The following is a 24,971-nucleotide window of genomic DNA, read 5'->3' on the forward strand; positions in this document are numbered from 1 at the left end:
ACGTAAAATTCAGAATAGTATTAAGCACTGAATGTTTATGAATTGTCGGCGCATTAAACCTAGCAATACTACTTCCCCAGCCTTTAAAATCTGGTGCTAGCATGGCATTTACATCACTATAGGCAACATTATCAAGCACTGAGAGCCTGTTGTTCAACTGACTGATTGTTCGGCATATCAAATCTAATCGTACTAGCTGCCCAGTCTTTTAAATCAGGTGCTAGCCAAATTAGTTTCCGGAGAATTTCATCATTTACCCATAACACCAAGGGGCAATGAAACTGTTTCCGGAACTCATCCCGCATCAGATTGGTACTAATGATGAGTTCGTTGATATCGATCACAGATTCTAAACCTCTGACCATCAAAACATCAGGTTGCTCAATGCCTACTGTCGTTGAGATGGTTGTATACAGTGTTTCAGTCCCAGGTGGTAGCACAATCTCTTGGATATGCGCCGATGAGAATTCTGTTAACAGATTTAGTACCTGCTGTTGCCTATTAGCAGAGTTACAAGATGCCAAAATTAATGAAAATGCACCAGCAGAAACCATCATCGCTCTTGCGAGTCGTTTAGTGGCTGCGACGGTAGTCCCCATACCGTCCTGTGAATTGTTAAAGCTGCTGATCATTATAGAATCCTGCCTTTGGTCTTTAAAAGTACCTTAGCCTTTTCAGTTTAATTCGCTCATCAACTCGTTATCCAAAGTATTTTTCGGTAAAATTTGATAACACTTTATTTGATGACCTACAGTAATCCTACGCATTATTTAATAATTGAGGATGTAGTGTGTGACCCCGTATTTACGGGAAAACTGATAGTAGGGTTGTAATACAAATAACAGAAGAGCAAATTTTCTAAATTTCTTGAGTTGCGTATACCTGATAATTGGGGTTTGGTAGAGTAGCTGCTGATTGAGAGTTATGGGAAGTTTGGGAAGATTTAAAGGTCATATTTATAAATTTACATCATCAGCATAAACTAATAGCAACTTTTGGTATAAATGTTTAACCAGCAGGCAATAATGCAACTTCTGTCTGGCTATTTAAGTCATGTGTTCATATTTTACGACGCCTGTAGCAAATGATGAAAAAACTGGTGAAGAGGTTTGTGACTTTTTTGAGATGGAATGTTTACCAAAGTAGAAAACGGGCATTCTTTGCCATGATGGTGACCTTGAGCATGGTAGCTATTGTTATGCTCTCGTTACCCTTAAATGCGCAAAATCCTCCTATGCGATCGCCAGGATCGGAATTAAGAGGTGTATGGTTAACAAATATTGATAGTGATGTGCTATTTGAAGGCAATCGCCTAAAAAAATCTTTACAACGTTTGAGTGAACTCAACTTTAATACTGTATACCCCACAGTTTGGAATTGGGGCTATACCCTGTATCCTAGCAAAGTGGCAGCCAAAGAAATTGGGCGATCGCTCGACCCAACACCTGGGCTGCAAGGACGAGATATGCTCAAAGAAGTTGTCGAAGAAGGACATAAAAAAGGCTTAACAGTCATTCCCTGGTTTGAATTTGGCTTTATGGCTCCTGCTGATTCTCAATTAGCCAAACTTCATCCCCAATGGCTGACTAATCGGAGTAACGGTACGCGAATTGTGAAAGAAGGTACACACAACCGAGTTTGGCTGAGTCCCTTTCGCCCAGACGTACAAAAATTTATCCAAGATTTAATAGTTGAAATCGTTAAAAACTATAATATTGACGGTATTCAATTTGATGACCATTTTGGTTTACCCTCAGAATTGGGCTACGATCCTTATACAGTAGCGTTATATAAAAAAGAACATAGTGGTCGTGCGCCTTCTTCTAACTTTAAAGATCCAGAGTGGGTGCGCTGGAGAGCGAATAAAATTACTGACTACATGAAGCAGGTATTCACAGCAATCAAAGCTACTAAAAAACACTGTGTAGTATCTGTTGCCCCAAATCCTCAACGTTTTTCCTACGATTTCTTTTTAGCAGACTGGCAGAAATGGGAACGTATGGGACTGGTAGAAGACTTACTTTTGCAAGTATATCGTAATGATCTGAATGTTTTTATCAGTGAATTAGAGTACCCAGAAGTGAAAGCAGCACAGAGTCATATTCCCGTAAGTATCGGCATTTTGACTGGACTAAAAGACAGACCTGTACCCATGCAACAAATTCAAACACAAGTACAAAAAGTACGCGATCGCAATTTTGCTGGGGTAGCTTTCTTTTTCTATGAAACCCTATGGAACCTTAGCCAAGAAAAGCCCTTAGATCGTCAAACCAACTTCCAGCAAATTTTCCCCACACGTACCGCATACCCAAATCTACTAACAGGCTGGAAACCTTAGGCTAAGCAAGCAGGGGAGCAGCGGCTCGGCTCCGCTCGGCGACCAGGAGCAGGGAGCAGGGGGAGATGAGGAAGCAACTTAACAATTATTCCCCCTTCCCTTGTCCCGTTTCTCCCCACACTCCCTCGTCCCCTCTTACCCTCCAATTCCCAAACGCCCAGCCAAGCCAGGAGTTAGCGGTAGGAGTGTACTAATCATTAAAAATAGTGCTAAAAGACCCAAAGCAGCTCTTGCATCATCTGGTTCACTAATTTCATTCAAGCTGGGGCGTTCTAAATCCCGTTGTAAAAACAGAATTACAATTGCCCAGTACATGGCCAAAGGATTAGCAAGGGATACTATACCCAGCAAAATTAAAGTTGCCAAGGTCGCTCTTCCTGCGGTTTTGCGTCCATAAATCGCTTGGACAATGCGGCCACCATCTAATTGTCCTGCCGGCATCAAATTCAAAGCGGTGATTACTAGCCCCAGCCAACCAATCACTACTAAAGGATGGACATTTACCAAAGGTGACTGTAAAGCCGAACCAAGAACAACTCGCGCCAAGCTACCCACCAAAATCGATCCTTGGAAAAACTGATTTGGCACCTGAAATAAACTGCCTTGGTGAGAAAGCAACAAGCCAGAAATCAGCATTAACAAAGACACTATACCGCCAACCGCAGGACCTGCCAATGCAACATCAAATAATACCGTGCGGTTGGGCAATAGTGATTCAAAACGAGTAATTGCACCAAAAGAGCCAATTTGCACAGCAGGTAAAAAGAAGGGCCAACTAAGACGGACTTGATGACGTTTAGCAAGTAACCAATGACCGATTTCATGAGCCACCAAAATCGTCAATATTCCAATTCCTATGGGCAAAGTTTCTGCTAACCGTTGTGGTTGTCCAAATAAATCAAAATTCAGCAGTAGCCCCGCAGCTTCCAAACTTGTAGCCAAAGTTGCGATTAAGAGGATACCCGCAAAAGCTTTTTGGGGTAAGGACATCGGACGCGGGTCATTGCGACTGGGTAAGACAATCACCACAGGTTTGCTGTCTGTATTCTCTACTAAAAATAAGCGATAGCGATCGCCCAGACGTTCTTGCAAAGTTGCACTCAAACGATTGTGAATCTCTTGCGGTTCTCCCCGCAGGTTACCTTTGAAAATTGCTCCTTCCTGGTAGGCGATTGTTTCTGTAGCAAAAAATGTGTCAATTCCAAAAATGCTTTTAATTGCACTCAAATCATCCTCTGGAATTGGCATTACCTGAAGTTTCAGTTCCGCAGGTCCTGTGGGAAGGTTAGAATCTGGTGTGGTATTTAGTTCAGGTGAAGCCTCAGCAGCCAGTCTTTCCGTTGCTCTTTGCTTAAGTAGTGCATCTTGTCCAGCGGAGCGTAACTGCTTTCCTAAGAATATATACAACCCAGCGGAAGCCACTACCAAGAACAATATACCCACTATGTTGATGTAAATTCCAGCTGCAAACAAACCAAAGAACAACAGCCAAGGAGCCATCAACACCACCGACTGTAACCAGGCCAAGATTCCCAGTTTACCAAAAGGTCTGGCGCGATAAAAGCCCCAACCCAAAATGCCAAAAGCTACCAGCACAATTGCCGTAACGATAGAAGTTTCCGATAGAGTAAACATCTCCAAACCTTTGCTTTTGAGACCGAGCTAGTACAAGTCCGGTATTGCAGATACATTATTTAATCTATAACGCCGCCTGTGGCTTACCCAAATTTTGGCAAGGGAAAATGGGTGAAAATTTCTTTAGTTAGGAATTTTAATTTTAAATTTGTATTGGTCAAAACTAGATTTTCGTTATTTGCACTGTACTCTAGGCAAATACATCTGCAATTCGATAGATAAATAGTACTTTTGAAAATTCTCCCAAAGAAGGCAACAGATGATGAAGTGGAAAAGGGAGACGTGGTGAGATCGCCCTGAAGAAGGAGAGACATTGCTTGGTGTTAACGTAGCAGCAGTGGCTTGGGAGCGTCGATAGTCCCATCTTGAGGAACCTGTTGAATATGTTTCCCGGCTTGTAGGCTCCCGGAGGGTGGCTTTCCTGGTCGGAATTGCAGATTGAAGCTATTTTTGCGATCGCAGCAGCGGAATATTGGTTATAAACTAGTTATTTTATTTTTCTAAAGGTGGGGCTAATTGTTAACTACCCCTTATTTTATTAGTGCAGCCATTTGGATTAAATTTTAATTTTTATTAAGTAACTATTAAACTGTTAAACTACATGATTGTTGTCGGATAGGTAGTTGAATTATAAATTCGGTTCCTTTACCAAGGGTAGAGAAACACTCTAATTTGCCACGATGTTTTTCAGTGATGATTTGATAGCTGATCGCCATGCCCATCCCTGTTCCCTTACCCACAGCTTTGGTAGTGAAGAAGGGATCGAATATTCGACTTTTCACTTGTTCCGACATTCCCAATGCATTATCAGCGATCGCAATTTCTATCCACTGCGTATTGCTAACTGAGGTACAGATAGTAATTTGGCTGGGATTTTCTTTGTTTTCTTCACAGGTGCGCCCTGCATTTACTTCGTCTAAGGCATCAATTGCATTCACCAGAATATTCATCAAAACTTGATTGAGTTGTCCAGGGTAGCATTCTACTTGAGGCAATTTGCCATAATCTCGAATTATTTCAATTGCTGGACGATCTGGTTTGTCTTTGAGACGGTATTGCAGAATTAATAGCGTACTTTCGATTCCTTCATGAATATCAACTGCTTTAAATTCCGCTTCATCCATACGCGAAAAGTTTCGCAGTGATAGCACAATGTTGCGAATCCGCTCAGTCCCCATTTTCATTGAAGACAGCATCTTCTGTAAATCCTCAATCAAGAATTCTAGATCAATTTCATCTGCTAATGCTTGAATTTCTGGGTCATAACTAGAATGGCGTTTCTGGTAGAGGTAAATCATCTGTAGTAAATCTTGAGTGTATTGGTTCAGGTGGGTAATATTGCCATGAATAAAATTGACTGGATTGTTGATTTCATGTGCTACCCCTGCAACTAGTTGCCCGAGACTAGACATTTTTTCACTCTGAAGTACTTGTGCTTGAGTGCGCTGCAACTCACTCAATGTGGTTTTGAGTTCGGCTGTACGTGCTTCCACTCGGTCTTCTAGCTCTTCCTTACTGTTTTCTAGAGCAGTAAAGAATTCGCGCAATTGCCCTGCCATGTAATTAAAAGAGTGAGCAAGTGTGTCAAGTTCCTTAATATTGCTGACATCTACTACTTGGTCTAAGTTACCAGATGCCATTGCCTGGCTTGCTCGGTTTAATCGCACAATCGGGTATGCAATCCAACGAGAGGTGAAATACCCCATCAAAGTTGCCACAGTCAATGCCCCTAAACAGAGCATAATTGTGGTGCTAGTGTTGGCATCGATTTGTGCCATAAAAGTGCGTTCTGGCACACTCACCACTACTAGCCAATCTAGTCCATATTGGTCACGCCAAGGAGTAACATACACAAAATTTGGCTCTCCTTGCGATTTCAGTTGTAGTTTTTTAGGTTCGGTAATAGACTTAAACCCATTAAACTTTTGCCTTAGCTGTTGGGCAATGCTTTTAATTACCGGATCTGGACTGTCTGTGGCTTTCAACCGCTGAATTTCGTCTTTGACTATTGTAAAAGGTTGCTGAGTGCTAGAGTTGGCAATCAGCATACCACTGCGCTCTATAATAAAAACCTCTCCAGTGCGGGTAATATCCAAACGCCTTAAAAACTCACTGAGTTTCAACAAATGGATATCTATTGCGACCATCCCCAACAATCGATTCTGTGCATCATAAATGGGACGACTCGCTGAAGCAGCGATATATGGATGATTGGGATAATTGAGGGTAATAATCTTTGACCAGATGGGTCTACCTGCTTTCACGGGTTCGGTGTACCAGGGTTCTTTAAAGTTGTCCCAATCAAGAATATCAATGACACGAGTGCGATTACCCTGGTTATCTGTAGCATAGGTATACCAATTTTTTGGCGGCTTGGAACCCCAATCATCAATCGTGACAGTTTTACCATCGTAACGGGCAGCTCCTGTTCCCTCGCCAGTTGTTAGTCCGTAGCCGATGTATGACAAATCATACGCCTGCATTTGTTTCCAGAAATACTTGCTATTGGTTTTGCGATCGCGCACATCAAGTAATCCCATCGCAATCGCATCAGCATTAATCTGGTTCACCTTGTGGGGAATTGACAGATAGGAGTTCAGGTGTTGATCCACTGTACTGCTGGTTCGATCCATCAGCTGATCTGCTAGGTTGTCTACAGCTTTCTGTCCATTTTTAAATGATAAGTAGCCAACCAAACTCACTGCTCCAAATATTTGTATCACAAATGGAACAATGAGAACTATCTGTAATGGGAAAGCTTTAATTTGCTTGGAGAAACGCTGCTTCATTTTTAGGCTCAATTATTAAATTGCTTCACACATTTGCTGTCAGATACGAATTTATTTACAAACTCAATTCTTTAGGATGCAAAAACATTTATCTAAGAAAAAAATCTAATTTAGGCAATTATTTATGAAATTTCTGTATTGTGAAAAAGTTGTTTATTTGTTGTATTAACTAAGCTTTGGCTGTAGTCGTTTCTGAATGAATTCGTCTTGATTAGAAACTTATGTTCAGAATATCTATAAAAAGTGAAGAAATTATGAGGATTGTTTCAAGTTTGATTTACAAAAATCCGCTAAAGTTGCAGTCTAGCCAATTCATCTAATCCGCTACAGGACTTACGCAAGGACTACGATTTTACGTCATTACGAGCGTTCGCTGAAAGCGTTCCCGCAGGGTAGCGAAGTAATCGCAAAGGCTTAGTTTTTCGTCACGAGTGCGCAAGTCCTAATTCATTAGGTGATTAATACTAAGCCAGCAAAAATTAACTGAATAATTAACTTATGCAGTATATATTACTTGCTAGATTTCACATACCCAAATAGCTAGAGCTAAAAGCTATATAACAGCTTATTTAATTATAAATTCAATAAATATTTATAGAATTTATTCAAATCTGATAGTATTTCTAATATTAATGATTTAATCAAATCTGTCAATTAAGTAATATAAATTTTAGTTTATTAAATAAAAACACATAATTTTTATAAAATAATTTTATTTTTACAAACAATACTTATCAATGACTTCAGAAAATTTACTGAATTTTAGGCTGACAGCAGAAATTAGTCAATTGTCTTACTAGAATTACTTAGTAATCAAATTTTTATACTTGACGCAGAAATTTACTGAAACCCCATTAAAAATGAGCTTACTGCTGCCGTTTTTATGTTTAATTTTACTGCTAAATAGCACTGAAACGCCTTTTTACGTGCTGTAAGCAAGATTGTTTAAATAATTATCAAAAGTATCTTGGCACTTTAATAAGAAGCTGAGATTTAGAGACGCAGCTAATAAGAATGGCTTTAGTAGTAAGCAAGGGAAGCTTTGCGATCGCATTGAGCCAACAGCATTCAAACGCCGAGCCAAGTTATATCCTTGCATAACCAAACCACAACACGCTATCAAACCCCAGATGACTGTATAAAAATTTTAAGTAAATAACATTCTTCTCTTAGATACTATTTAGTTTCAACTCCAGTTTATATTAATTACCTTTAAATATTTTTTACAATTTCAGCTTAATATTATAGTATTAGAAAACTAGTTTTGCTGATAATAAAAGGGGTGTAAGTCAACACTGTCAGCAGTTATAGCGTTGGTAGCTCGGTATTAATGAGCATGTCTCTATTGTGAAATTTGCAATAACAATTAGCATACTTTATTAAAAATTTTTAAATTATTATAGGTTGCAAGCAAGTGGAACAAAAATTTGATCGAGTAGAGCAAAAGTATCGCAACATAATAGAACAAATCCCAGGTATTATTTATATCTTGCCGATTAATAGTAGTGGTACTGCTGAAGCAGCTTATATTAGCCCACAGATACAAGAATTATTGGGCATTCCTCTTGAAGATTGGCAGCCTAGTACTTTCAATAGTTGGTCGGATTATATTCATCCAAATGATCGCGAGCGTGTTTGGCAAGCTGTAAAAGCTACAATCTCGACTGGAGAGCCTTTGAACGTCGAGTATCGCATGATTACCCATAATGGCAGAACAATTTGGGTAAGAGACCAAGCCAATCTCGTTCTCGGTGTTGATGGACAAACACAGGCACTTGAGGGTTTATTATTTGATATCAGCAATTATAAGGAGCTAGAAGAAGCGCTAAGGCAAAGTGAAGAACGCTATCGCTCAGTCGTAACAGCGATGGCAGAAGGCATTGTTTTACAAGATCGAAATGGTGCTATCTACGCCTTTAACTTAAGCGCTGAAAAAATTTTGGGTTTATCAGCGGAACAAATGATGGGTCGGACTTCTCTTGACCCCGATTGGCAAGCGATTCGTGAAGACGGTTCGCCCTTTTTAGGTGAGGAACACCCAGCAATTGTGACGCTGTTAACTGGTAAACCTTGCTTTGATGTGGTTATGGGAGTTTATAAACCCGATGGTAGTTTAAGCTGGATTTCAATTAACTGCCAACCTTTGTTTCAATCTGGCGAGCTTCTTCCCTATGCAGTTTTAGCTTCTTTTGTTGATATTACTGCACGTAAACAAGCAGAAGCAGCACTGCAAGAAAGCGAAGCGCGTTATCGTGCCATTGTTGAAGATCAAACGGAATTGATTACTCGAATTTTGCCAGATGGAAGTATTAGCTTTGTTAATGAAGCTTTCTGTCGATTTTTTGGAATGAAGCGTGAAGAAATTATCGCTCAGAGCTACAAATCTGTTGTGTTTGAGGAAGATCGCAAGCGTGTCGTTAGCCTCATAAATTCTATTAACTCAGAAAATCCCGTTGTTACTAGTGAAAATCGGGTTGTAGCTTGCCAAAAAGTGCGTTGGACACAGTGGATTAACCGAGGTATATTTGACGCTCGCGGTAACATTCTAGAAATTCAATCAGTGGGACGAGATATTACCGATGTCTACGACGAGCTTCGCTTACGCAAGGAAGTTGAAGAAGCTTTGCGCTCAAGCCAAGAATTCTTGCAAAAGGTTGCTAATACCGTACCGCAGATTTTGTATCTATTTGACCTATTACAAGGAACAAGCATTTATCTTAACCAGCGAAGTGCAACAGTTTTAGGCTACTCTGTAGAAGAAATTTGTGGAGCCGATCCGCAGTGGTTATTAAATTGCTTTCATCCCAACGACCAATACCTGTGCTATGACGTACCAAGCCGCTTCACCAAGCTTGGCGACAATGAAGTTCTTTCCACTGAATACCAATTCCGGCACAAAAATGGCGAGTGGCGTTGGTTAAATACACGAGAAGTTATATTTGCTAGAGATGCTAACGGTGCTCCAATGCAGATACTAGGTTCAGTGGAAGATATTAGTACTCACAAAACTGCCGAAGCTTTACTGCAACAACAGGCACAGCGCGAACGGCTAACTACTGAACTAACTCAACAGATCCATCAATCATTGAATTTAGACGAAGTTCTAAATACGACGGTAAACAGTATTCGGCAGTGTTTGCTTTCAGACTCCGTAGCTATTTACCAACTACAATCTGACGGTAGTGGCAATTTTGTAGCGCAGTCTGTGGGCGATCAATACCCCCAGATGTTAGAGCAGACAATGCACCCATTTTTGCTCAAAGAATATTTCAGCCATTATGTCCAAGGCTTACCTATAGTGCTGCATGATATTCAGCAGTCGGATTTTTCAGCTGATGATGTTGAGTATTTACAACGCTATCAGATCAAGGCTGCTATAGTAGTACCGATTTTGAATAGGGGTTATTTATGGGGTTTACTCATTGCTCACCAGTGTGCTACACCTCGTCACTGGCAAACGTTTGAAATTAATTTGTTACAACAATTGGCAAATCAGGTGGCGACTGCTATTCATCAATCGGTACTTTACCAACAGACACAAGTTGCCAATGAAGAACTACAAAGATTAGCTACTCTAGATGGCTTAACTCAAATAGCTAATCGTCGTCGATTTGATGAGTATCTCGAAGCTCAGTGGAAGCAACATCAACGAGAGCAATTGCCCTTATCTTTGATTTTGTTTGATGTCGATTTTTTTAAAACCTACAACGATACCTACGGTCATTTAGCAGGAGATGATTGTTTGCGGCAAATAGCAAATGCGCTTAAAACTGTTGTCCAGCGCCCAACCGATTTAGTTGCTCGTTACGGTGGGGAAGAATTTACTATAATCCTGCCTATTACAGAGGTGCAAGGAGCAATCCATGTCGCTCAACTTATTCGACAAGCAGTACGTAACTTGGCAATTCCTCATGCTCAGTCTAGTGTCTGTAACTATGTCACTGTAAGTCTAGGCATTGTTAGTATTGTGCCAAATCCAAAATTTTCTCCACCAGACCTGATTGATGCAGCTGACAAAGCACTTTATACAGCTAAGAAGCAAGGGCGCGATCGCTTAGTATCTTTTTGTTTGTAATAGCTGGAGTTTACTCTGTGAGCACAAATTCGCATCAGCCCCAAAAGTCCGATGTTCTTATAAGCAATGATTCTAAACTTCTAGCAAACGATGCAGTTTTAGGAGGGAGCATCCCACTTTTTTGAACGTCATTGCGAGCGGAGCGAAGCAATCGCATGGACTCGTTCTTAGTTGAAGATTTTGTGATTGCTTCGTCGTTCCTCCTGGCAATGACAGTTATTCTCTAGTTGCAAAATAAAAACTGGGATGCACCCGTTTTAGGAGGGGTTGAAAGAGTTAAGCAATTGCAAACACAACAAGTAATGTGCACATTTTATTTGGAGTGGAGACAGCACCGTTGAAGTGTGGGGATGCTCCAGTAGTTCTGGTACTCAAGCAAAAACTTTTCAGCCATGCTCTTAATATCTACAAACAACAAATGAGATGATTAATCTAAAAAAAGGTAAAAATAAAAATCAACTTTTTACTTTTACCTTTTAATTGTAGATATATTAGTTAATCTAAAAGTATTGTTTATGCAATTCTAGAGGGGTAATCCAGGTAATCCTTGTAAATTGCGATAGGCACTAACGCAAGCAGGGCAATCACAACCAAATAAGGCTATAGCTCCATTACTCTCTGCTTCACTAAATTCTAGTTTGGCAGCATCGCTAGTTGTTGCTTGGTTTGATGCCACAACTTGTGTTGATTGAGCAGCAACAGCGTTATTATTTTTACTCCGGCGAATACAGACTAAAGGTGTGGGATAAGCACCGTGCGGAGAATGTACACATGCACGCCCATCAGCAGTATAAATGACTTCAGTTGAACGAAGAGCTGCATGAGCAGGGTGACCCATCATCACCATAGACAGCATAGATGTAAATACTGTAGGAGTGGAGAGCAAATGCAACAGAAATTTTTTGTTCATATCATCACTAACCTTTCTCAAGTAAGGAACACTAAACTAGTAAAGTTGTAGCATCTTTTTTAATGAATCTTTTACGTTTTTATCCAAGACTTGTACACATGGCTGTAAAACTTAAAAGATTAAGAAGAATTTTACCAGAAGCAATTTATCAAATATATATCTGTGGAAGTATACTCTAAATGACATTTATATGTCATTTATGTGTCATGAGTGACACATCTTGAAAAAAAGGAATTCAGGTAGAGCTATAGGCATTGGAAAAAGATAAGTTTTCATCAAATAATGGCTTCAATAGTGGAATTTCAAAGTATGAGAAGCTTATCCACCCCTAATTCCTTGCCGTTTGCAGTAAGAGTTGGAGGTGGGTTGAGTTTGATGGATAGGTAATTAGATAGACTTGATATTACAGCCAAGCTCGGTCATATTGAACCGGCCAGAGTTTTTCGTGTCCTAACTGTTTAGCAGCCAAATGCGGCCAGTAAGGATTGCGAAGTAATTCACGTCCCAACAATACTATGTCAGCGCTTCCTGTACTAATAATTTGGTCGGCTTGTTCAGGAGATGTAATTAAGCCTACAGCTCCTGTATCAATATTCGCTTCCCGGCGGATGCGTTCGGCAAACTGAGTTTGATAACCTGGTTTAAGTGGGATGTTGATGCCCGGTATAATGCCACCAGAAGAGCAGTCAATCAAATCTACACCTAAAGACTTGAGTTTGTCACTTAAAGTAACACTTTGCTCGATGTCCCAACCCTTGTCTACCCAATCTGTAGAAGAGATACGTACAAATAATGGATGCGTTTCCGGCCAAACTTCTCGCACTCCTTGAACGACTTCCCTAAGCAACCGAGTACGGTTTTCAAAGCTACCACCATAATCATCTGTACGAGTGTTAGCAAGTGGTGAGAGAAACTGGTGCAGCAGGTAACCGTGAGCAGCATGGATTTCAATTACTTTGAACCCAGCCTTTAAAGAACGTTTGGCAGCTTGGACAAAAGCATCAGTAACTTGTCTAATGCCTTCAACACTTAAAGCTTCTGGTATGGGAGCATCTTTGCTGAAAGCGATCGCACTACTGGACACTAATGGACGCCAACCCTCCTGAGTTTCATCTAAAAATTTTCCGCCCTTGCTCGGTTTGGCAGTGCTTGCTTTTCTACCTGCGTGAGCGAGTTGAATACCAGCAACAGCACCAAAGTTATGAATTAATTCCACAATCTGGGCTAAATTCTCAATATGTTCATCTAACCAGATTCCCAAATCTTGGGGGCTAATGCGTCCTCGTGGCTCTACGGCTGCTGCTTCTGTTATTACTAAACCAGAACCGCCAACTGCACGAGAAACTAAATGAATTTTGTGCCAGTCATTAGCATAACCATTGGTACTCGAATATTGACACATTGGTGAAACGGCAATACGGTTGCGAAAGCTGACTTCACGAATACTGAATGGTTCAAACAGGTGTGCCATTGGTATTGATTCCTTCTCTTGCTAGGTAAAAGAAATTGGTGATGGACTTACGCAGTAGATTTAGATTGCTGAAACATCTGTAGACGTTTTTCTAAACATTCATTAGGTAACTAAAGCAATATCATCTGAGATGATAAATACGATCGCACTGCTACACTCCGCATTTGTAACTACCAAGAAAAGAGCTAAGTACGCCACAGATAGAGTTAGTAATTATGTACGCCGTACTCCAACTGCTTTCGATATTTGATACTAAGCTGGAGACGCGGATTTGGTTTGAGAAATCAGCAGTGTACATCCCTAATACTAAACTCATTCAATGAGTTTCATATATTCAAAGTATGACAAAAGCTGAGAGAGCCAGACCAATAGATAGGGCAAATAAAATTGCTAAATATTGTAGAACAGCTAACCTGGCGAAGATGAAAATAAAAATTATCTAAATATTATAGGAAAATCGCAAGCGATCGCCAAATTCAAACCGCGGGGTTCTGCTATTAGTATCACAATTCATCGCTTGGAAGTAGAAGTTTTAACACTTTCTTTTTGTTGACAATATTGCTAAAGAGAACTTAAACAATTAACTCTACCTGCGTTACACCTTGGCGCAACTGGATCTGCCGATGCAGCCAAGACTGCCGAACAGGTTTACGAAGCAGAAAAGCTAGCTTGCTTACTACCGATACGAGCAGTGAGCTTTTACCCAATAGTTCAGCCTGAGCCGCTTCCTGACTTTGAAGTTGCTGCACCCGAACAATCTCTGGCTCTCGTTCAGCTTGAATCTGCGGCAACACCGCATCAATATCGATATGTCCTGCTTGAGAACGCAACAGCGGCACCAGATAATTTGCGGCAACAATCACATCCCGCAAAGCCATATTAATTCCTTGGGCGCGGATAGGTGACATGGGATGAGCAGAATCACCCAGAAGCAATAACCCGGGTACATACCAACGCGGACACCGCCCAACCACAACAGTCAACAGTACAGGTCTCTCAATGGTTTCTGCATTTTGTCGGAAATGCTCTGCTAACCAAGGAGGTGATACGGATGCCAACATTTTGGGCCAATCGACTTGCTTCCAGTCTATAGCAGAAGCTTCCGGGAGCGACCAGCCTAATTGGAGATTACCTTCTGATCCTTGAAACACAGCAAATGCATGACTACCGTTAACAATCGAATAAAATACATTCTCAATGTCAAAAAGTGGACTATTCGCTAATTTAAACCAAAGAATATTAAAGCTTTGAGATTGTTGTTCTAAAGATAAATTTGCTTGTTGCCGAACAATTGAATTACGGCCATCTGCCCCAATGACTAAATCAGCAGAAATAGAGCGTTCTTCACCTAGCTTGACACCGGAAACACGTTGATTTCTCCACAACAAATCTTGTACAGGTTCGCTCTGCACAAACTCGAAATTAGGATAAGTGCTTGCTTCTTCGAGCAGCGCTTGCAGAAGGGCTGGCTGTGAAACGAGTGTAGTAGGACAACCACCATCTTCTATTGGTTCATCAACTCGAAAAAGTGAGCGGTTGTTAATTAAAATCTCCCAGGCATCCAAAGCGCGATGGGGTATACGTGCTAAGATAGGTAATAATCCCATTTGTTCTAGGGCATTTATTCCACTGGGCATCAACCCCTCACCGCGAAAAACTCGCCGAAAGTTACGGGATGCTTCAATCAATTTGACTTCAATACCGCGTTTCACAAGCAGGAGTGCAAGTGTTGCACCAGTGGGTCCAGCCCCAACAATTACAACCTGAGCCATCACTTTTTCACTCCTGTTGAATTATCTCTAAATATCAATCTTGTTTGCGGTAACCCTAGAGAGCATTCTAACATCACCACTACTGTATTTATGTATGTCTAAGTTCCGTTAACCTTTGCTTGGTGGCAATGTCTGGGTGAGTCGTCATTAGGCAAATATTATTTCAGTTGGTTGAAACTTAATTTTATTAAAATAATAAATTGATTTATTCAACGGTTTTATCAGTAGTCTTTTATATGAAACAAGGCAACTTATCAGTTTAGGCGATCGCATTTAAATAGCAATCATTTTATAGCGGTTTTTATAGAGTTGTAATACACTATTTTAGTCTTTGTCCTTTACACAACTATATTACATAGAACCAAGCAACTTTATGTTCTCATATAAAGAGACATTTATGATTCGGAGGAAAATTCTTGTAGTTGATGATGATCCGGCAGTTCGCAACTTAATCCAGCGTTTTTTAACTAAACTGAACTATCAAGTGGAAGCTGCCGCAGATGGTGAGACAGCAAGAGCTGTATTCCAGAGCTTTCACCCAGATCTAGTGATTTTAGATGTGAGTTTACCAGATGTGAATATTCACGATCTCTGCAAAGAGATGCAAAATCAGAGAACAGTATTTGTACTTATGCTGACTACGCATTTAGCTGAAGGTAGAGGTGCTGATAGCTATCTCACCAAGCCATTTGGTTTAGGACAACTGGAAGCTAGAGTAGCAGAAGTGTTGAATGGCGAGGATGGATAACTTCTCCTAAGGGCGATCGCATTGCTTAACAAGTTCAACTAAAGCTTTACCGAGCAATGTCTGACTGCTACGGATCTACGTAGTATCTTGTTCAACACAGAGAGGAAATTTGCCACTAAGATACAGAAAAGGCAATATTGTTACTAAATTCTTGTCAGCAAATACGATCTGCTTTGTTGAACTCAGTGCCGAATGTAGTTTAAAATTGGGCGCTGACGATTGTGCAATATAAAATGCCTCACGTTTTACTCGTAGATGATGAAGCTCCTCTGCGTGAAAGCCTTACATACACACTACAAAAAGAAGGTTATAAGGTAACAACAGCTGCTGATGGGCATACTGCTATCAAACAGTTCCACAAGCAAGTACCAGATGTAATTGTGCTCGACCTGATGCTACCAGAGGTTGGTGGTATGGAAGTCTGTTGGCGAATTCGAGCATTTTCAGATGTTCCCATCATTATGCTCACGGCAAAAGACCAAGATGTTGATAAGATTTGGGGCTTAGAAGCAGGCGCAGATGACTATATCACTAAGCCATTTAAAACTAATGAACTGCTAGCTAGTATCAGAACAGTATTGCAGCGTCGTTCTGGAGAGCAGTCTTCATGATGGACTGGCTACGGCGCATCCATTTCAATTCTATATATGCCAGGTTATTAGCTACTTACCTGCTGCTCACAGCTTTAGGAACCTCCTTCATGGCAGGTTACATTCTCTGGTCATTTCATACCTACTTCATGCGGACACGACAAGCTGATTTAGAGAATTGGACAACAGCCCTCAGCGAGAGTGCAGCTGATGCTTTAGAAAAACAAGATATTCAAAAGCTAGAGGAGTTAGTGCAACGCTATGGTGCGCCACAAACAGTAACACTCCGCATTTTTGATCAACAAGCTTGTTTACTAGCTAGTTCTGATTCCAGAATCGACAAACAAGTTAGAGACTGGTATAAAGTTCCGGGAATCCGCGAAGCTTTAGAAAATCATCAGGCGCAGGGGATTGCAAAAGGAGTTTTATCAAATGAAGATCGCCTCTACATTGCTAAATCAATCTCGCGTCGTGGTCAATTGCTGGGTGTGCTACGCATGTCCATCACTCTGGAGCAGTATCAGCGTCAGTTTGCTAGGGTAATTTGGAGTGTTTTAGGAGCATTAACGTTAGTAATTTTGCTGTGTGCGCTGATTAGTGCTCGTCTTGCGCGCAGCCTTTCTAAACCAATTGAAACAATGCGAAACTTTGCTATTCACCTGGGTAAAGGTCATTTTGGTGACAAGCTTTTAATTAACCAGAACAATGAGTTAGATCAGTTAGCAGCAGAGTTAAACCGGATGAGCATACGACTAGCTTCACTAGAGCAAGAACGTCGCTCGTTTTTGGCAAATGTTTCTCACGAACTGCGCACACCAATTAGCAACGTTCAAGTAACTGTAGAAGCACTAAAAAGCGGAGCCTACGAAGAACCAGAATTATGCGATCGCTTTTTCCAAACAATCGAAAATGAAATTAAACGCTTATCTCAACTAATTCATGATTTGCTCGATTTAGGACGTTTGGAAGCCGGAGTTACCCAATTAAAACAGCAAACTTTCTCATTGTGCGGTTTGATTAACCGGACTGTGAGCGCAATGGAACCTCGTATGCAAACTGTTGGCGTATCTGTGCAAGTCAATGTAGTTAACTTATCGCTACAAGGCGATCCTGAGCGACTATTGCAAGTTTTTTTGAATGTGTTAGATAACGCTATCAAACACTCATTACCCAATTCTCAGATATTCATTTCTGGGTACAAAGAAGGAAAACAAGCCGTTGTGAAAATTCAAGATCAAGGTTTGGGTATCAGTGAGCCTGATTTACCAAGAATTTTTGAACAATTTTATACAACAGACCCCTCCCGCAAAGGTAGTGGTAGCGGTTTAGGGTTAGCCTTGGCGAAGCGGATTGTAGAAGCCCATCATGGTAGCATCACAGCTAGCAGCGTAGTCGGTCAGGGAGCAACTTTTACAATTTGCTTACCGTTAACAACCAAGTAGTAGTACAACAAGTTAATGATGTAGTTGAATTTTAGCTCATTGCTATAGCAATCCGATTTGATATCCTGAATTTACAAAGTAGAGGTAGAAAACAGGGAACAAGAAAGAATAGAGGTGAGGGTGTTCCTAGCTTCGCAAAAATCAAATAAGAGTCCTATGTAAAAACTAAAAAAGTATCTAAGTTAATTTGAGGGCACTTAAACAAAGTCCAATCCGTCTCTATTACACATCTAGGATAAATCTGGATTAACAGTAGTGTAAAACCAGTGATACTCTGACAAAACAATTAAAATGTGGCAAGTAATTTAGGAGAATAACGTGAAAACAGCAGTAATTGCCAAAGCACTAATTGCATCACTAGGTTTTGTAACTTTGTTCACCCCAAATCAGGCCTCTGCTCAATTAATACCACAACCTTGGGTGTCAGTGGGTGGAAATGATGGTGATGTCACCTATGCTGTGGGAGCTAGAGCTTTAAACTTGGGTGTTGAACTAGGTGCTGGCCCTGACGGTTCTACTGGAGTAGATGTTTTGAAATTTATCAACTTACCAGTAATTTCACCTTATGTAGGACTAGGATATTATTCAGAAGATAAAGGTGTTGCTGTTTCTGGCGGTGTTCAGGTAGGCGCTACAGATCACATTTTTGTAGGTGCAGGTTACAACTCTGTTCGTGGCTTCAATGGGCAACTAGGAGTAAGATTCTAATTTTCTCTACAGCAACTAACATAGAGGAATAAAAATAAACACCTCTCGCAGGTGTTAGTAATTTAGTATTTATAGATATTGAGTAGCCTTTAATTTCGATGTAGTTTAGGCTCAAGGCGATCGCCAGTTATACTGACTATGATTTATCTACCATTAAGGCATAGATAAAGTAATCTAAGATTCCTAAATCATCATTTTAGTTTATTGTCTGAATTGAGACTATGAGTTTCAGAAGCAGATTTTAGAAACCCTGGGTAGGTAGTTCCTGTTTGTATAGCTGACGATTCAAAATCGCCAGCTATTTATTTTTATTGATAAATGGCAGAAATAGTGAAAGAATCGAGCTACTCTTTACTATGATTTATTTAACAGGAATCTCCTTATGGAGCAAGGAATAAGATTACTCATACAGTTAGTAATAGAGTTTGCACCTGTGATTGCATCTTTCATTCAAAAGCGGATGGAGGAAAGCTTAAATGCAACTAAGTACGAAATTCCCCTGACAATTGCCGAATCAGATCAATCTTTAAATATTGCTACTTCAAATTTTAACTATGAAGTAGGATTGACACAAGAAAAACGCCTACAACATCAATTAGCTGTTTATCAACATCAGACTTTATTAGAAATAACTCAAAAAGAGAGAGAAACAGCACTCAAGTTACCAGAAGTTCACAAAATTCTAGAAAACTGGCCGTTAAGATTATATCCTTCCCAAATTTTAGAGTCTTACATTAATTATGGACGTATCCCACTAAAAATTTTTATCGCCCCTCCACAGCTGGAATATGAGAGATTTGCTAATAAAAATCAAGTAACTCCAGAAATTGAGTTAATGTTATCTGAAGGGTTACGAGAGTTTATTAACAAGCACTACTCGCTCCACAATTCAGTCAGACCAACAGAATTTTTAGCAGGTGCATGGGATAGCAAACGTTTTCATAGCGAATCCAGTATCAAGGCTCTGTTTAGTATGTTAAAAACAGAGCCTATTTTAATTTTAGAATCAGAGCATGATGGAGATTATCTCAACTTCCGCATTGCTTATTGGGGATTGGGGCAAGGAAATTATTACTATCAAACTATATCGAGATTACCTTACAAAGCCATATTAGAAAATTCTGCTAAAAATCGAGCTTTAGAATGGAGAAAAATCAGAGATGAATTGTTATCACTAGGAGAAGATTTAGACGAAGTAAACATTATAGGTAAAGATAATGTGAGAAATTTAGCAATTTTAGAAAAAGCAGAAAAATGGCAAAATCAAGGTATTAATATTAATAAGCTATCCCTAGAATATGAAATTAATCATCAGGATGTTGAAAGACTTTGCCAAGTCTTGATCAACTGTCACTGTCTGATTACTAGCTGGGTGGCGGATATTTATCACCTAATTCATCATGATGTTCCACCACTATTACCGGAGTTACTGATGAGTTTGCTTGACGATAATTTAGATTTACAATCAGTACAAGTAATAGTTACAGGTTATCAACAAGTTTACCAAGCCCTAGAACAGGAGCGCCGTTACTGGATTCCAGAGTTAGCTTTGCAATTAGCTGTGAGTTTATCTTATTTAAGCGATCGCTCTTGGGCAAAGGAACAGGTTGACTATTCTATCAATACATGGTTGCAACTGCACCAAGTTTCACTACAAGAGGTAAATAATCCTTTAAAGGCGATGCAATCTGCGCTCAGAATAGAAGATAGGGAATATCTTACCAAGTTAAAGGAGTATTTCACAGTTGTTGACGATCGCCAAAGTATTCTTGAGGTTGAAAGTATGTTACAGGCGATCGCCAATCTCAACCAACAGCCTAGCCCAGAATCTGCAACTCTCTGTCATACCCTCACCGGCCATTTAGGCAATATATCATCTGTGTCGATCGCACCAGATGGAGAAATGTTAGTTAGCGGGTGTGCAGACAAAACTATTAAGGTATGGAATCTGCATACAGGCAAACTAATCCGTACACTGACAGAGAATTTAGGAGAAATTTCCTCTGTAGCTGTGAGTCCTGATGGTAATTATCTCGCCGTCGGTAGCTATCAACATCCTAAAAGTAATGTCAAGGTTTGGCATTTAAAAACAGGTAAACTACTGCATACACTGTTGGGGCATCAAAAACCTGTTAACTTTGTAGTCATCAGCCCAGATGGCCAACTTCTTGCTAGTGGTAGTCATAAAATTAAGATTTGGCATTTGCATAAAGGCGATCGCATTTGTACCCTTTGGCATTCATCCGCAGTCGATACTGCTGCTATCAGCCCCGATGGCACGATCCTCGCCAGTGGAAGTTCTGATAGTAAAATCAGGCTGTGGAATCCACGCACTGGCGATCCATTACGCACACTCATCGGTCACAGTAGCGGGATCAAATCTCTAGCTATAAGTCCTGATGGCAAAATTCTCTTTAGCGGTAGTGCTGATACAACCATCAAAATTTGGCATCTAATTACAGGTAAACTGCTAGATACCCTGGCTGGACATTCAGATGAGGTGAAATCCATCGCAGTTAATCCTGATGGAGAAATACTTTGGAGTGGTAGTGCTGACACAACCATCAAGATGTGGCGTATTTCTACAGGCGAACTGCTGCATACACTTACCGGACATTCAGGGCAAGTTAATTCTATTGCTTTAAGTGCAGATGGTAAATTCCTTGCCGCTGGTAGTTCCGATCAAACAATTAAAATATATATGGTGGATAGTTGTATAAAACAATAAATTCATCTGTCACATTCTTGTTTAAAATTGTCATTATTGATCATGCCATACAGTCAATTCAGCATCGATAAAGTCAAACAAGATTTTCACCTAAAAATTGTAGAGGGAGTGCGTTTTTTCCCCGAATCGATCGAAAAAATTGTTCCCAGTCAAAGACTACAAGGTATTTTAGAAGATTTACCTTGGGCTATAGCTGTAGATACAGAAAAAGCACGTTCTGAGGTAATTATAAATCCTGTACTTCTAGAAGTACGACGCATCTTAAATTCCACAATCAGCGTATTTTCAGGTGAAGAATTTAACGTTGATGCCAGTGTCGGACTCAACGGGGTATGCGATTTTCTCATAAGTCGTTCTTCGGAACAATTAACAGTGGAAGCACCTGCAATTGTGATTGTTGAAGCGAAAAAATCTGATCTTAAATCTGGGCTAGGACAATGTATTGCAGAAATGGTAGCTGCACAGCGATTTAATCAAGCCAGAGAACAGCCTCTCACAACAATTTACGGAACAGTAAGTAGCGGTACACAGTGGCGGTTTCTCAAATTAGAAGGACAAATAATCACAATTGATTTAATGGATTATTTTCTTCCTCCTATTGAGCAAATTCTCAGCTTTTTTGTATGGATGGTAAAAGCAGGTTGATTCTAGTTATAAATTCCGTTTTTTATTGGATAAGCATTTTACATATAGTCAAATTTTGGCAAATTAATACTAGCGTTCCATCTGCTCAATACCAATAATTTCCCGATTGCCTGCAATCTCTTTTTGAGTGTGAAATGTGAAATGTCTTTGCTGTCCTAATTGCTGCCACTCTCGTTGCAATTCCGCGTGAGGATAATTGCCAGTGTTGAGCATCTCCAGTATTGTAGGCCATACTAGTTTAACACTGTTGACATCGCCAACGAAGACTTTAAAACGACCAATGTTAGCGATCGCATAAATTCCAGAAGCCATAACCAATGAAAAATTAATAAATATCTTTTTGGATTTAAAATACTCATAATTTAGGAAGTTTTGTTTTTTTGCAACAAAACTCAGTACTGAATTGCATACATCCATATCAAAATTATTTAGTAGGATGGGCATTGCCCAACCCTACTGTTTACTATGCTTAGCCTTCCAGCGATCGCGTATATACTGGTTTGCCTTGAGAATCATAAATAGACAAAGACAGTTGAGCATTGTCGCTAATTACTCCCAACGCTTGCTGTAACATTTGTAAGTGTTGATTTCCATCAGCAATTACATTTGATTTTGGAGGATTAGCATTAGGTGAAGTACTTGTACTTTGCCGTGCTAGGTCATATTCACGGGTTAACTGCACAGTAATTCCGCGATTATCTATAGTAAAAGTACAAATCCGCATTCCATTAGTACAAAGTTTATTTAGATCAGTGCGGGTTTGTTGCAAACTATTAGCCATTTCTAGCTTTGCTTGTGCTTGTTTCAGGGCAGCAGAGTAGGGTTCAATCAGAGTTTGAGCCAAGCGATATTGAAAGCTATCATCAGAAATTTGTTTAGCAGACTGCAAAGCCTGTTCCCATTGGAGTACGGCTGGCTGCCATTGTTGCTTTTGCTCATATGCTTTGGCTTGGTTGGCTGTGCTAATAGCCTGTTGGTAAGTTTTGGCTGCTAGTTGTTCTTTAGTAGCGCGATCGCGTGCTGCTGCTAGTTTTGGTTTATATTCTCCCAAGAGTGTTTGTGCTTGTTGGTATACTGAGCTAGTTCGGGGAATGATATTCAATGCATTAACTGCCACCTGCCAAGTAGATTGCACCTTTTGTAAGTCACGCAAGGATTGAATCATTGTCTCTTGCTGGGCGGCTGCATTAGCTACAGCCTGAGCAGCGTTGAGTTTTTTCAACCATTTTTCTGCTCCTAACAATTGCTGATTAACAGTTTTCAAGCCGACACGATAACTCAGTAATTTCACTTGCGCCAGATCGTACAATTCGCTATTGGAACCGATCGCTTCTAATGGTACGATCGCCCTTCGCCAAAGTTTCTGTCTAGCTTGTAATTCCTCTAGGCTATTGGTAGGCGTTTTAGTTTTACTCATCGCCAAGGATGCTGCTTGCAAAGCTTTTACCACCTGATCGATTTTTTCGGACGACCCAGATAAACTTGCTTGTAGTTCCTCAGCTTTTTGGTATTGGGGAGACCAAGAGGGGATCTTTTCTAAGTCTGAGCTTGATGCTTTCAGTTGCTGTTGCACCGCTACTAATTCTTTTTCCGATTTGGCATGGCGCATTAATCGTCTAGATTCGGTTTTTAATTGTTCTGCAGTTTGTATTTCTTTACACTGGGAAATTACGCAAGGGCTAGTCAGGAAGTAAGCTCCGCCAGCTAACACGACAATTCCTACACAAGCTCCACCTAACAAAATTGATTTGATTGGTTTTGCTCGCTTAGAAGTTAATAAATCTGGTGAGCCAGCAAAGGGATCAAACGCTTCTTCGTGCTCCGTCTCATCGGATGAAGCTACTGAGGTAGAACGCGTAAATGATGAATCAGTCTCATCTAGGAATGAAGTTGCTGAGATGTTCTTTGCAAATGGTGAATCTGTCTCATCTAATGAAGCTGCTGAGAAAGGAGGCGTAAATGGTGAATCTGTCTCATCTAATGAAGCTGTTGAGAAAGGAGGCGTAAATGGTGAATCTGTCTCATCAATTGATCTATCGTCTGAAATCGGCACAGAGAAGGGAGGGAAAATTAATCTATTACCAGAGGAATTACCCGTAGACTCTTCCAAAGCAGTTGCCTGTAGAGTAGGGTAAAGATTAATTTCATCCATTTCTACCCTCTGATTGATATAGAGGGAACGTTTAGTATAAGGACGTTTTTCACCAAATACTCTCACAAAGCATTGGACATTTTGCTCTCCTTGGGTTGGTACCGACCGGATTGCGTCCTCAACTACTTGAAAGACTATTTGGGTGTCAACTGTCAAACCTATTGGATGTTGAATTAGAATCATCAGTCCGTCATTATTGACGGCACACTTCACTTGAAAGACACCGCCGGATGGAACTTCGGCAAGGAAGAGTTCCTGCAAAGTTTTGGTTAACAGCTGTAAGTCTTCCTGCTGAACTGCTACTGTCATAGAGCGTTCCCGCTGTTCTTCTATATTGTTTTTCTTATCTTCGAGGGTGGGAAAGGTAGAACTTTCGTTTGTTGTTTGCAGATGCACAGTTTAACCAACTAAAGCCAGATAATCAGATTGACCAACTTTCTAACACAAATTCTGACTTTTCAGCAAAAATAAGAGAGCAGAAAATATTCATGCCTCTCAACTTGACAACTGCTACAAGTCATATTTGACAATCCTGCTTAAAGTAGAAATTACACATAAAAAATGGGAATAATAAAATTTTTAGGCATTTTCACTGCTTTACATCTACTGTAAAATGCCTAAGTGCTACTGTCCTTCTCTTCAGTATTTGCAGTTCAGTAGTGACAAAATTATCTGCAAATAAACCAAATAAGATTTATGTTAAGAATGTAGATAAAATCTCAAATTTGAATTTTGCCAGTTGCTTGCTCACCTGACAAACTTACCAATGCTTGAGAGTGATGCGTTACGCTATCGTGTTTCACACTCTACACTAGGAATTGTAGAAAAATAAATCTACATTACTGAGGTTTTTTATGAGTATGGTCTTTTCCTGACATCCTGGGAAATTTACTGAGGAGATTAATAACGTCTTATTGCAATGCAGCCGATTGTTGGTGGAACATTTAATTTACCTAATTTACTTAATT

At 40.1% G+C, this 24,971-nt stretch carries 15 protein-coding genes and 1 pseudogene; 8 read left to right on the top strand and 8 right to left on the bottom strand.

The annotated features are described in order from the left end of the window. Positions 1-131: 131 nt before the first annotated feature. A complete protein-coding gene (locus BV375_RS07380) occupies positions 132-632 on the bottom strand; it encodes a hypothetical protein (protein ID WP_086758835.1) in 501 nt (166 codons plus the stop codon). 455 nt (positions 633-1,087) lie between these two features. Here BV375_RS07380 and BV375_RS07385 point away from each other — a divergent pair, with 455 nt between their 5' ends. After that, complete coding sequence (locus tag BV375_RS07385; RefSeq protein WP_086758837.1) at positions 1,088-2,338, top strand: glycoside hydrolase family 10 protein; 1,251 nt, start codon at positions 1,088-1,090, stop codon at positions 2,336-2,338. Between the two features lie 135 nt (positions 2,339-2,473). Here the strand turns inward: BV375_RS07385 and BV375_RS07390 are convergent, their stop codons facing one another. Continuing rightward, complete coding sequence (locus tag BV375_RS07390) at positions 2,474-3,973, bottom strand: site-2 protease family protein (RefSeq protein ID WP_086758839.1); 1,500 nt, start codon at positions 3,971-3,973, stop codon at positions 2,474-2,476. Between the two features lie 584 nt (positions 3,974-4,557). Beyond that, positions 4,558-6,762: an ATP-binding protein gene (locus tag BV375_RS07395; RefSeq protein ID WP_086758841.1), complete on the bottom strand. Its 2,205-nt coding sequence runs from the start codon at positions 6,760-6,762 to the stop codon at positions 4,558-4,560. A gap of 1,414 nt (positions 6,763-8,176) precedes the next feature. Between BV375_RS07395 and BV375_RS07400 the strand changes: the two genes are divergently transcribed. Beyond that, on the top strand, positions 8,177-10,837 hold the full coding sequence (locus BV375_RS07400) for a PAS domain S-box protein (RefSeq protein WP_086758843.1): 2,661 nt from the start codon (positions 8,177-8,179) through the stop codon (positions 10,835-10,837). A 523-nt stretch (positions 10,838-11,360) separates the two neighbouring features. On the opposite strand, the gene BV375_RS07405 is transcribed toward BV375_RS07400, so the two are convergent. The 3 genes from BV375_RS07405 to BV375_RS07415 all read right to left on the bottom strand — a co-directional run bounded on the left by BV375_RS07405 (position 11,361) and on the right by BV375_RS07415 (position 14,990). Then, positions 11,361-11,747, bottom strand: coding sequence for a hypothetical protein (locus tag BV375_RS07405; protein ID WP_086758845.1), 387 nt, complete (start codon positions 11,745-11,747; stop codon positions 11,361-11,363). Between the two features lie 403 nt (positions 11,748-12,150). After that, the gene (gene namA / locus BV375_RS07410; protein WP_086758848.1) at positions 12,151-13,218 is read right to left on the bottom strand and encodes an NADPH dehydrogenase NamA; all 1,068 of its coding nucleotides are present in this window, start codon (positions 13,216-13,218) and stop codon (positions 12,151-12,153) included. 572 nt (positions 13,219-13,790) lie between these two features. Beyond that, positions 13,791-14,990 (bottom strand): FAD-dependent monooxygenase, encoded by a 1,200-nt coding sequence (locus BV375_RS07415; protein WP_086758850.1) that lies wholly within the window; start codon positions 14,988-14,990, stop codon positions 13,791-13,793. Positions 14,991-15,387: 397 nt separating this feature from the next. Here BV375_RS07415 and BV375_RS07420 point away from each other — a divergent pair. The 6 genes and pseudogenes from BV375_RS07420 to BV375_RS07445 form a co-directional block, all read left to right on the top strand. Continuing rightward, positions 15,388-15,720, top strand: a pseudogene (locus BV375_RS07420) (response regulator); the annotation flags it as partial. A gap of 251 nt (positions 15,721-15,971) precedes the next feature. Further along, on the top strand, positions 15,972-16,349 hold the full coding sequence (locus BV375_RS07425; protein WP_086758855.1) for a response regulator: 378 nt from the start codon (positions 15,972-15,974) through the stop codon (positions 16,347-16,349). Beyond that, positions 16,349-17,770, top strand: a complete 1,422-nt coding sequence (locus BV375_RS07430; RefSeq protein WP_086758944.1) for a HAMP domain-containing sensor histidine kinase — start codon at positions 16,349-16,351, stop codon at positions 17,768-17,770. The genes BV375_RS07425 and BV375_RS07430 overlap by 1 nt, the downstream gene beginning before the upstream one ends. Before the next feature lie 318 nt (positions 17,771-18,088). Further along, positions 18,089-18,478 (top strand): hypothetical protein, encoded by a 390-nt coding sequence (locus tag BV375_RS07435; RefSeq protein ID WP_086758857.1) that lies wholly within the window; start codon positions 18,089-18,091, stop codon positions 18,476-18,478. A 382-nt stretch (positions 18,479-18,860) separates the two neighbouring features. Beyond that, positions 18,861-21,206, top strand: a complete 2,346-nt coding sequence (locus BV375_RS07440) for a WD40 repeat domain-containing protein (RefSeq protein ID WP_086758859.1) — start codon at positions 18,861-18,863, stop codon at positions 21,204-21,206. 42 nt (positions 21,207-21,248) lie between these two features. After that, positions 21,249-21,851 carry a hypothetical protein gene (locus BV375_RS07445; protein ID WP_086758862.1) on the top strand — a complete coding sequence of 201 codons (603 nt, stop codon included), beginning with the start codon at positions 21,249-21,251 and terminating at the stop codon, positions 21,849-21,851. Positions 21,852-21,920: 69 nt separating this feature from the next. Here the strand turns inward: BV375_RS07445 and BV375_RS07450 are convergent, their stop codons facing one another. Next, positions 21,921-22,163 carry a hypothetical protein gene (locus tag BV375_RS07450; protein ID WP_086758946.1) on the bottom strand — a complete coding sequence of 81 codons (243 nt, stop codon included), beginning with the start codon at positions 22,161-22,163 and terminating at the stop codon, positions 21,921-21,923. A gap of 157 nt (positions 22,164-22,320) precedes the next feature. Beyond that, positions 22,321-24,399 carry a hypothetical protein gene (locus tag BV375_RS07455; RefSeq protein ID WP_339376806.1) on the bottom strand — a complete coding sequence of 693 codons (2,079 nt, stop codon included), beginning with the start codon at positions 24,397-24,399 and terminating at the stop codon, positions 22,321-22,323. Between the last annotated feature and the right edge of the window lie 572 nt (positions 24,400-24,971).

Source organism: Nostoc sp. 106C (assembly GCF_002154725.1).
Classification (GTDB): Bacteria; Cyanobacteriota; Cyanobacteriia; order Cyanobacteriales; family Nostocaceae; genus Aulosira.

Excerpts from the sequence above, each read along its gene's own strand:
- BV375_RS07415 (WP_086758850.1), bottom strand. The coding sequence starts at position 14,990 with ATGGCTCAGGTTGTAATTGTTGGGGCTGGACCCACTGGTGCAACACTT.
- BV375_RS07430 (WP_086758944.1), top strand. The coding sequence starts at position 16,349 with ATGGACTGGCTACGGCGCATCCATTTCAATTCTATATATGCCAGGTTA.
- namA (WP_086758848.1), bottom strand. The coding sequence starts at position 13,218 with ATGGCACACCTGTTTGAACCATTCAGTATTCGTGAAGTCAGCTTTCGC.
- BV375_RS07440 (WP_086758859.1), top strand. The coding sequence starts at position 18,861 with ATGGAGCAAGGAATAAGATTACTCATACAGTTAGTAATAGAGTTTGCA.
- BV375_RS07380 (WP_086758835.1), bottom strand. The coding sequence starts at position 632 with ATGATCAGCAGCTTTAACAATTCACAGGACGGTATGGGGACTACCGTC.
- BV375_RS07385 (WP_086758837.1), top strand. The coding sequence starts at position 1,088 with ATGAAAAAACTGGTGAAGAGGTTTGTGACTTTTTTGAGATGGAATGTT.
- BV375_RS07445 (WP_086758862.1), top strand. The coding sequence starts at position 21,249 with ATGCCATACAGTCAATTCAGCATCGATAAAGTCAAACAAGATTTTCAC.
- BV375_RS07390 (WP_086758839.1), bottom strand. The coding sequence starts at position 3,973 with ATGTTTACTCTATCGGAAACTTCTATCGTTACGGCAATTGTGCTGGTA.
- BV375_RS07425 (WP_086758855.1), top strand. The coding sequence starts at position 15,972 with ATGCCTCACGTTTTACTCGTAGATGATGAAGCTCCTCTGCGTGAAAGC.
- BV375_RS07450 (WP_086758946.1), bottom strand. The coding sequence starts at position 22,163 with ATGGCTTCTGGAATTTATGCGATCGCTAACATTGGTCGTTTTAAAGTC.
- BV375_RS07395 (WP_086758841.1), bottom strand. The coding sequence starts at position 6,762 with ATGAAGCAGCGTTTCTCCAAGCAAATTAAAGCTTTCCCATTACAGATA.
- BV375_RS07405 (WP_086758845.1), bottom strand. The coding sequence starts at position 11,747 with ATGAACAAAAAATTTCTGTTGCATTTGCTCTCCACTCCTACAGTATTT.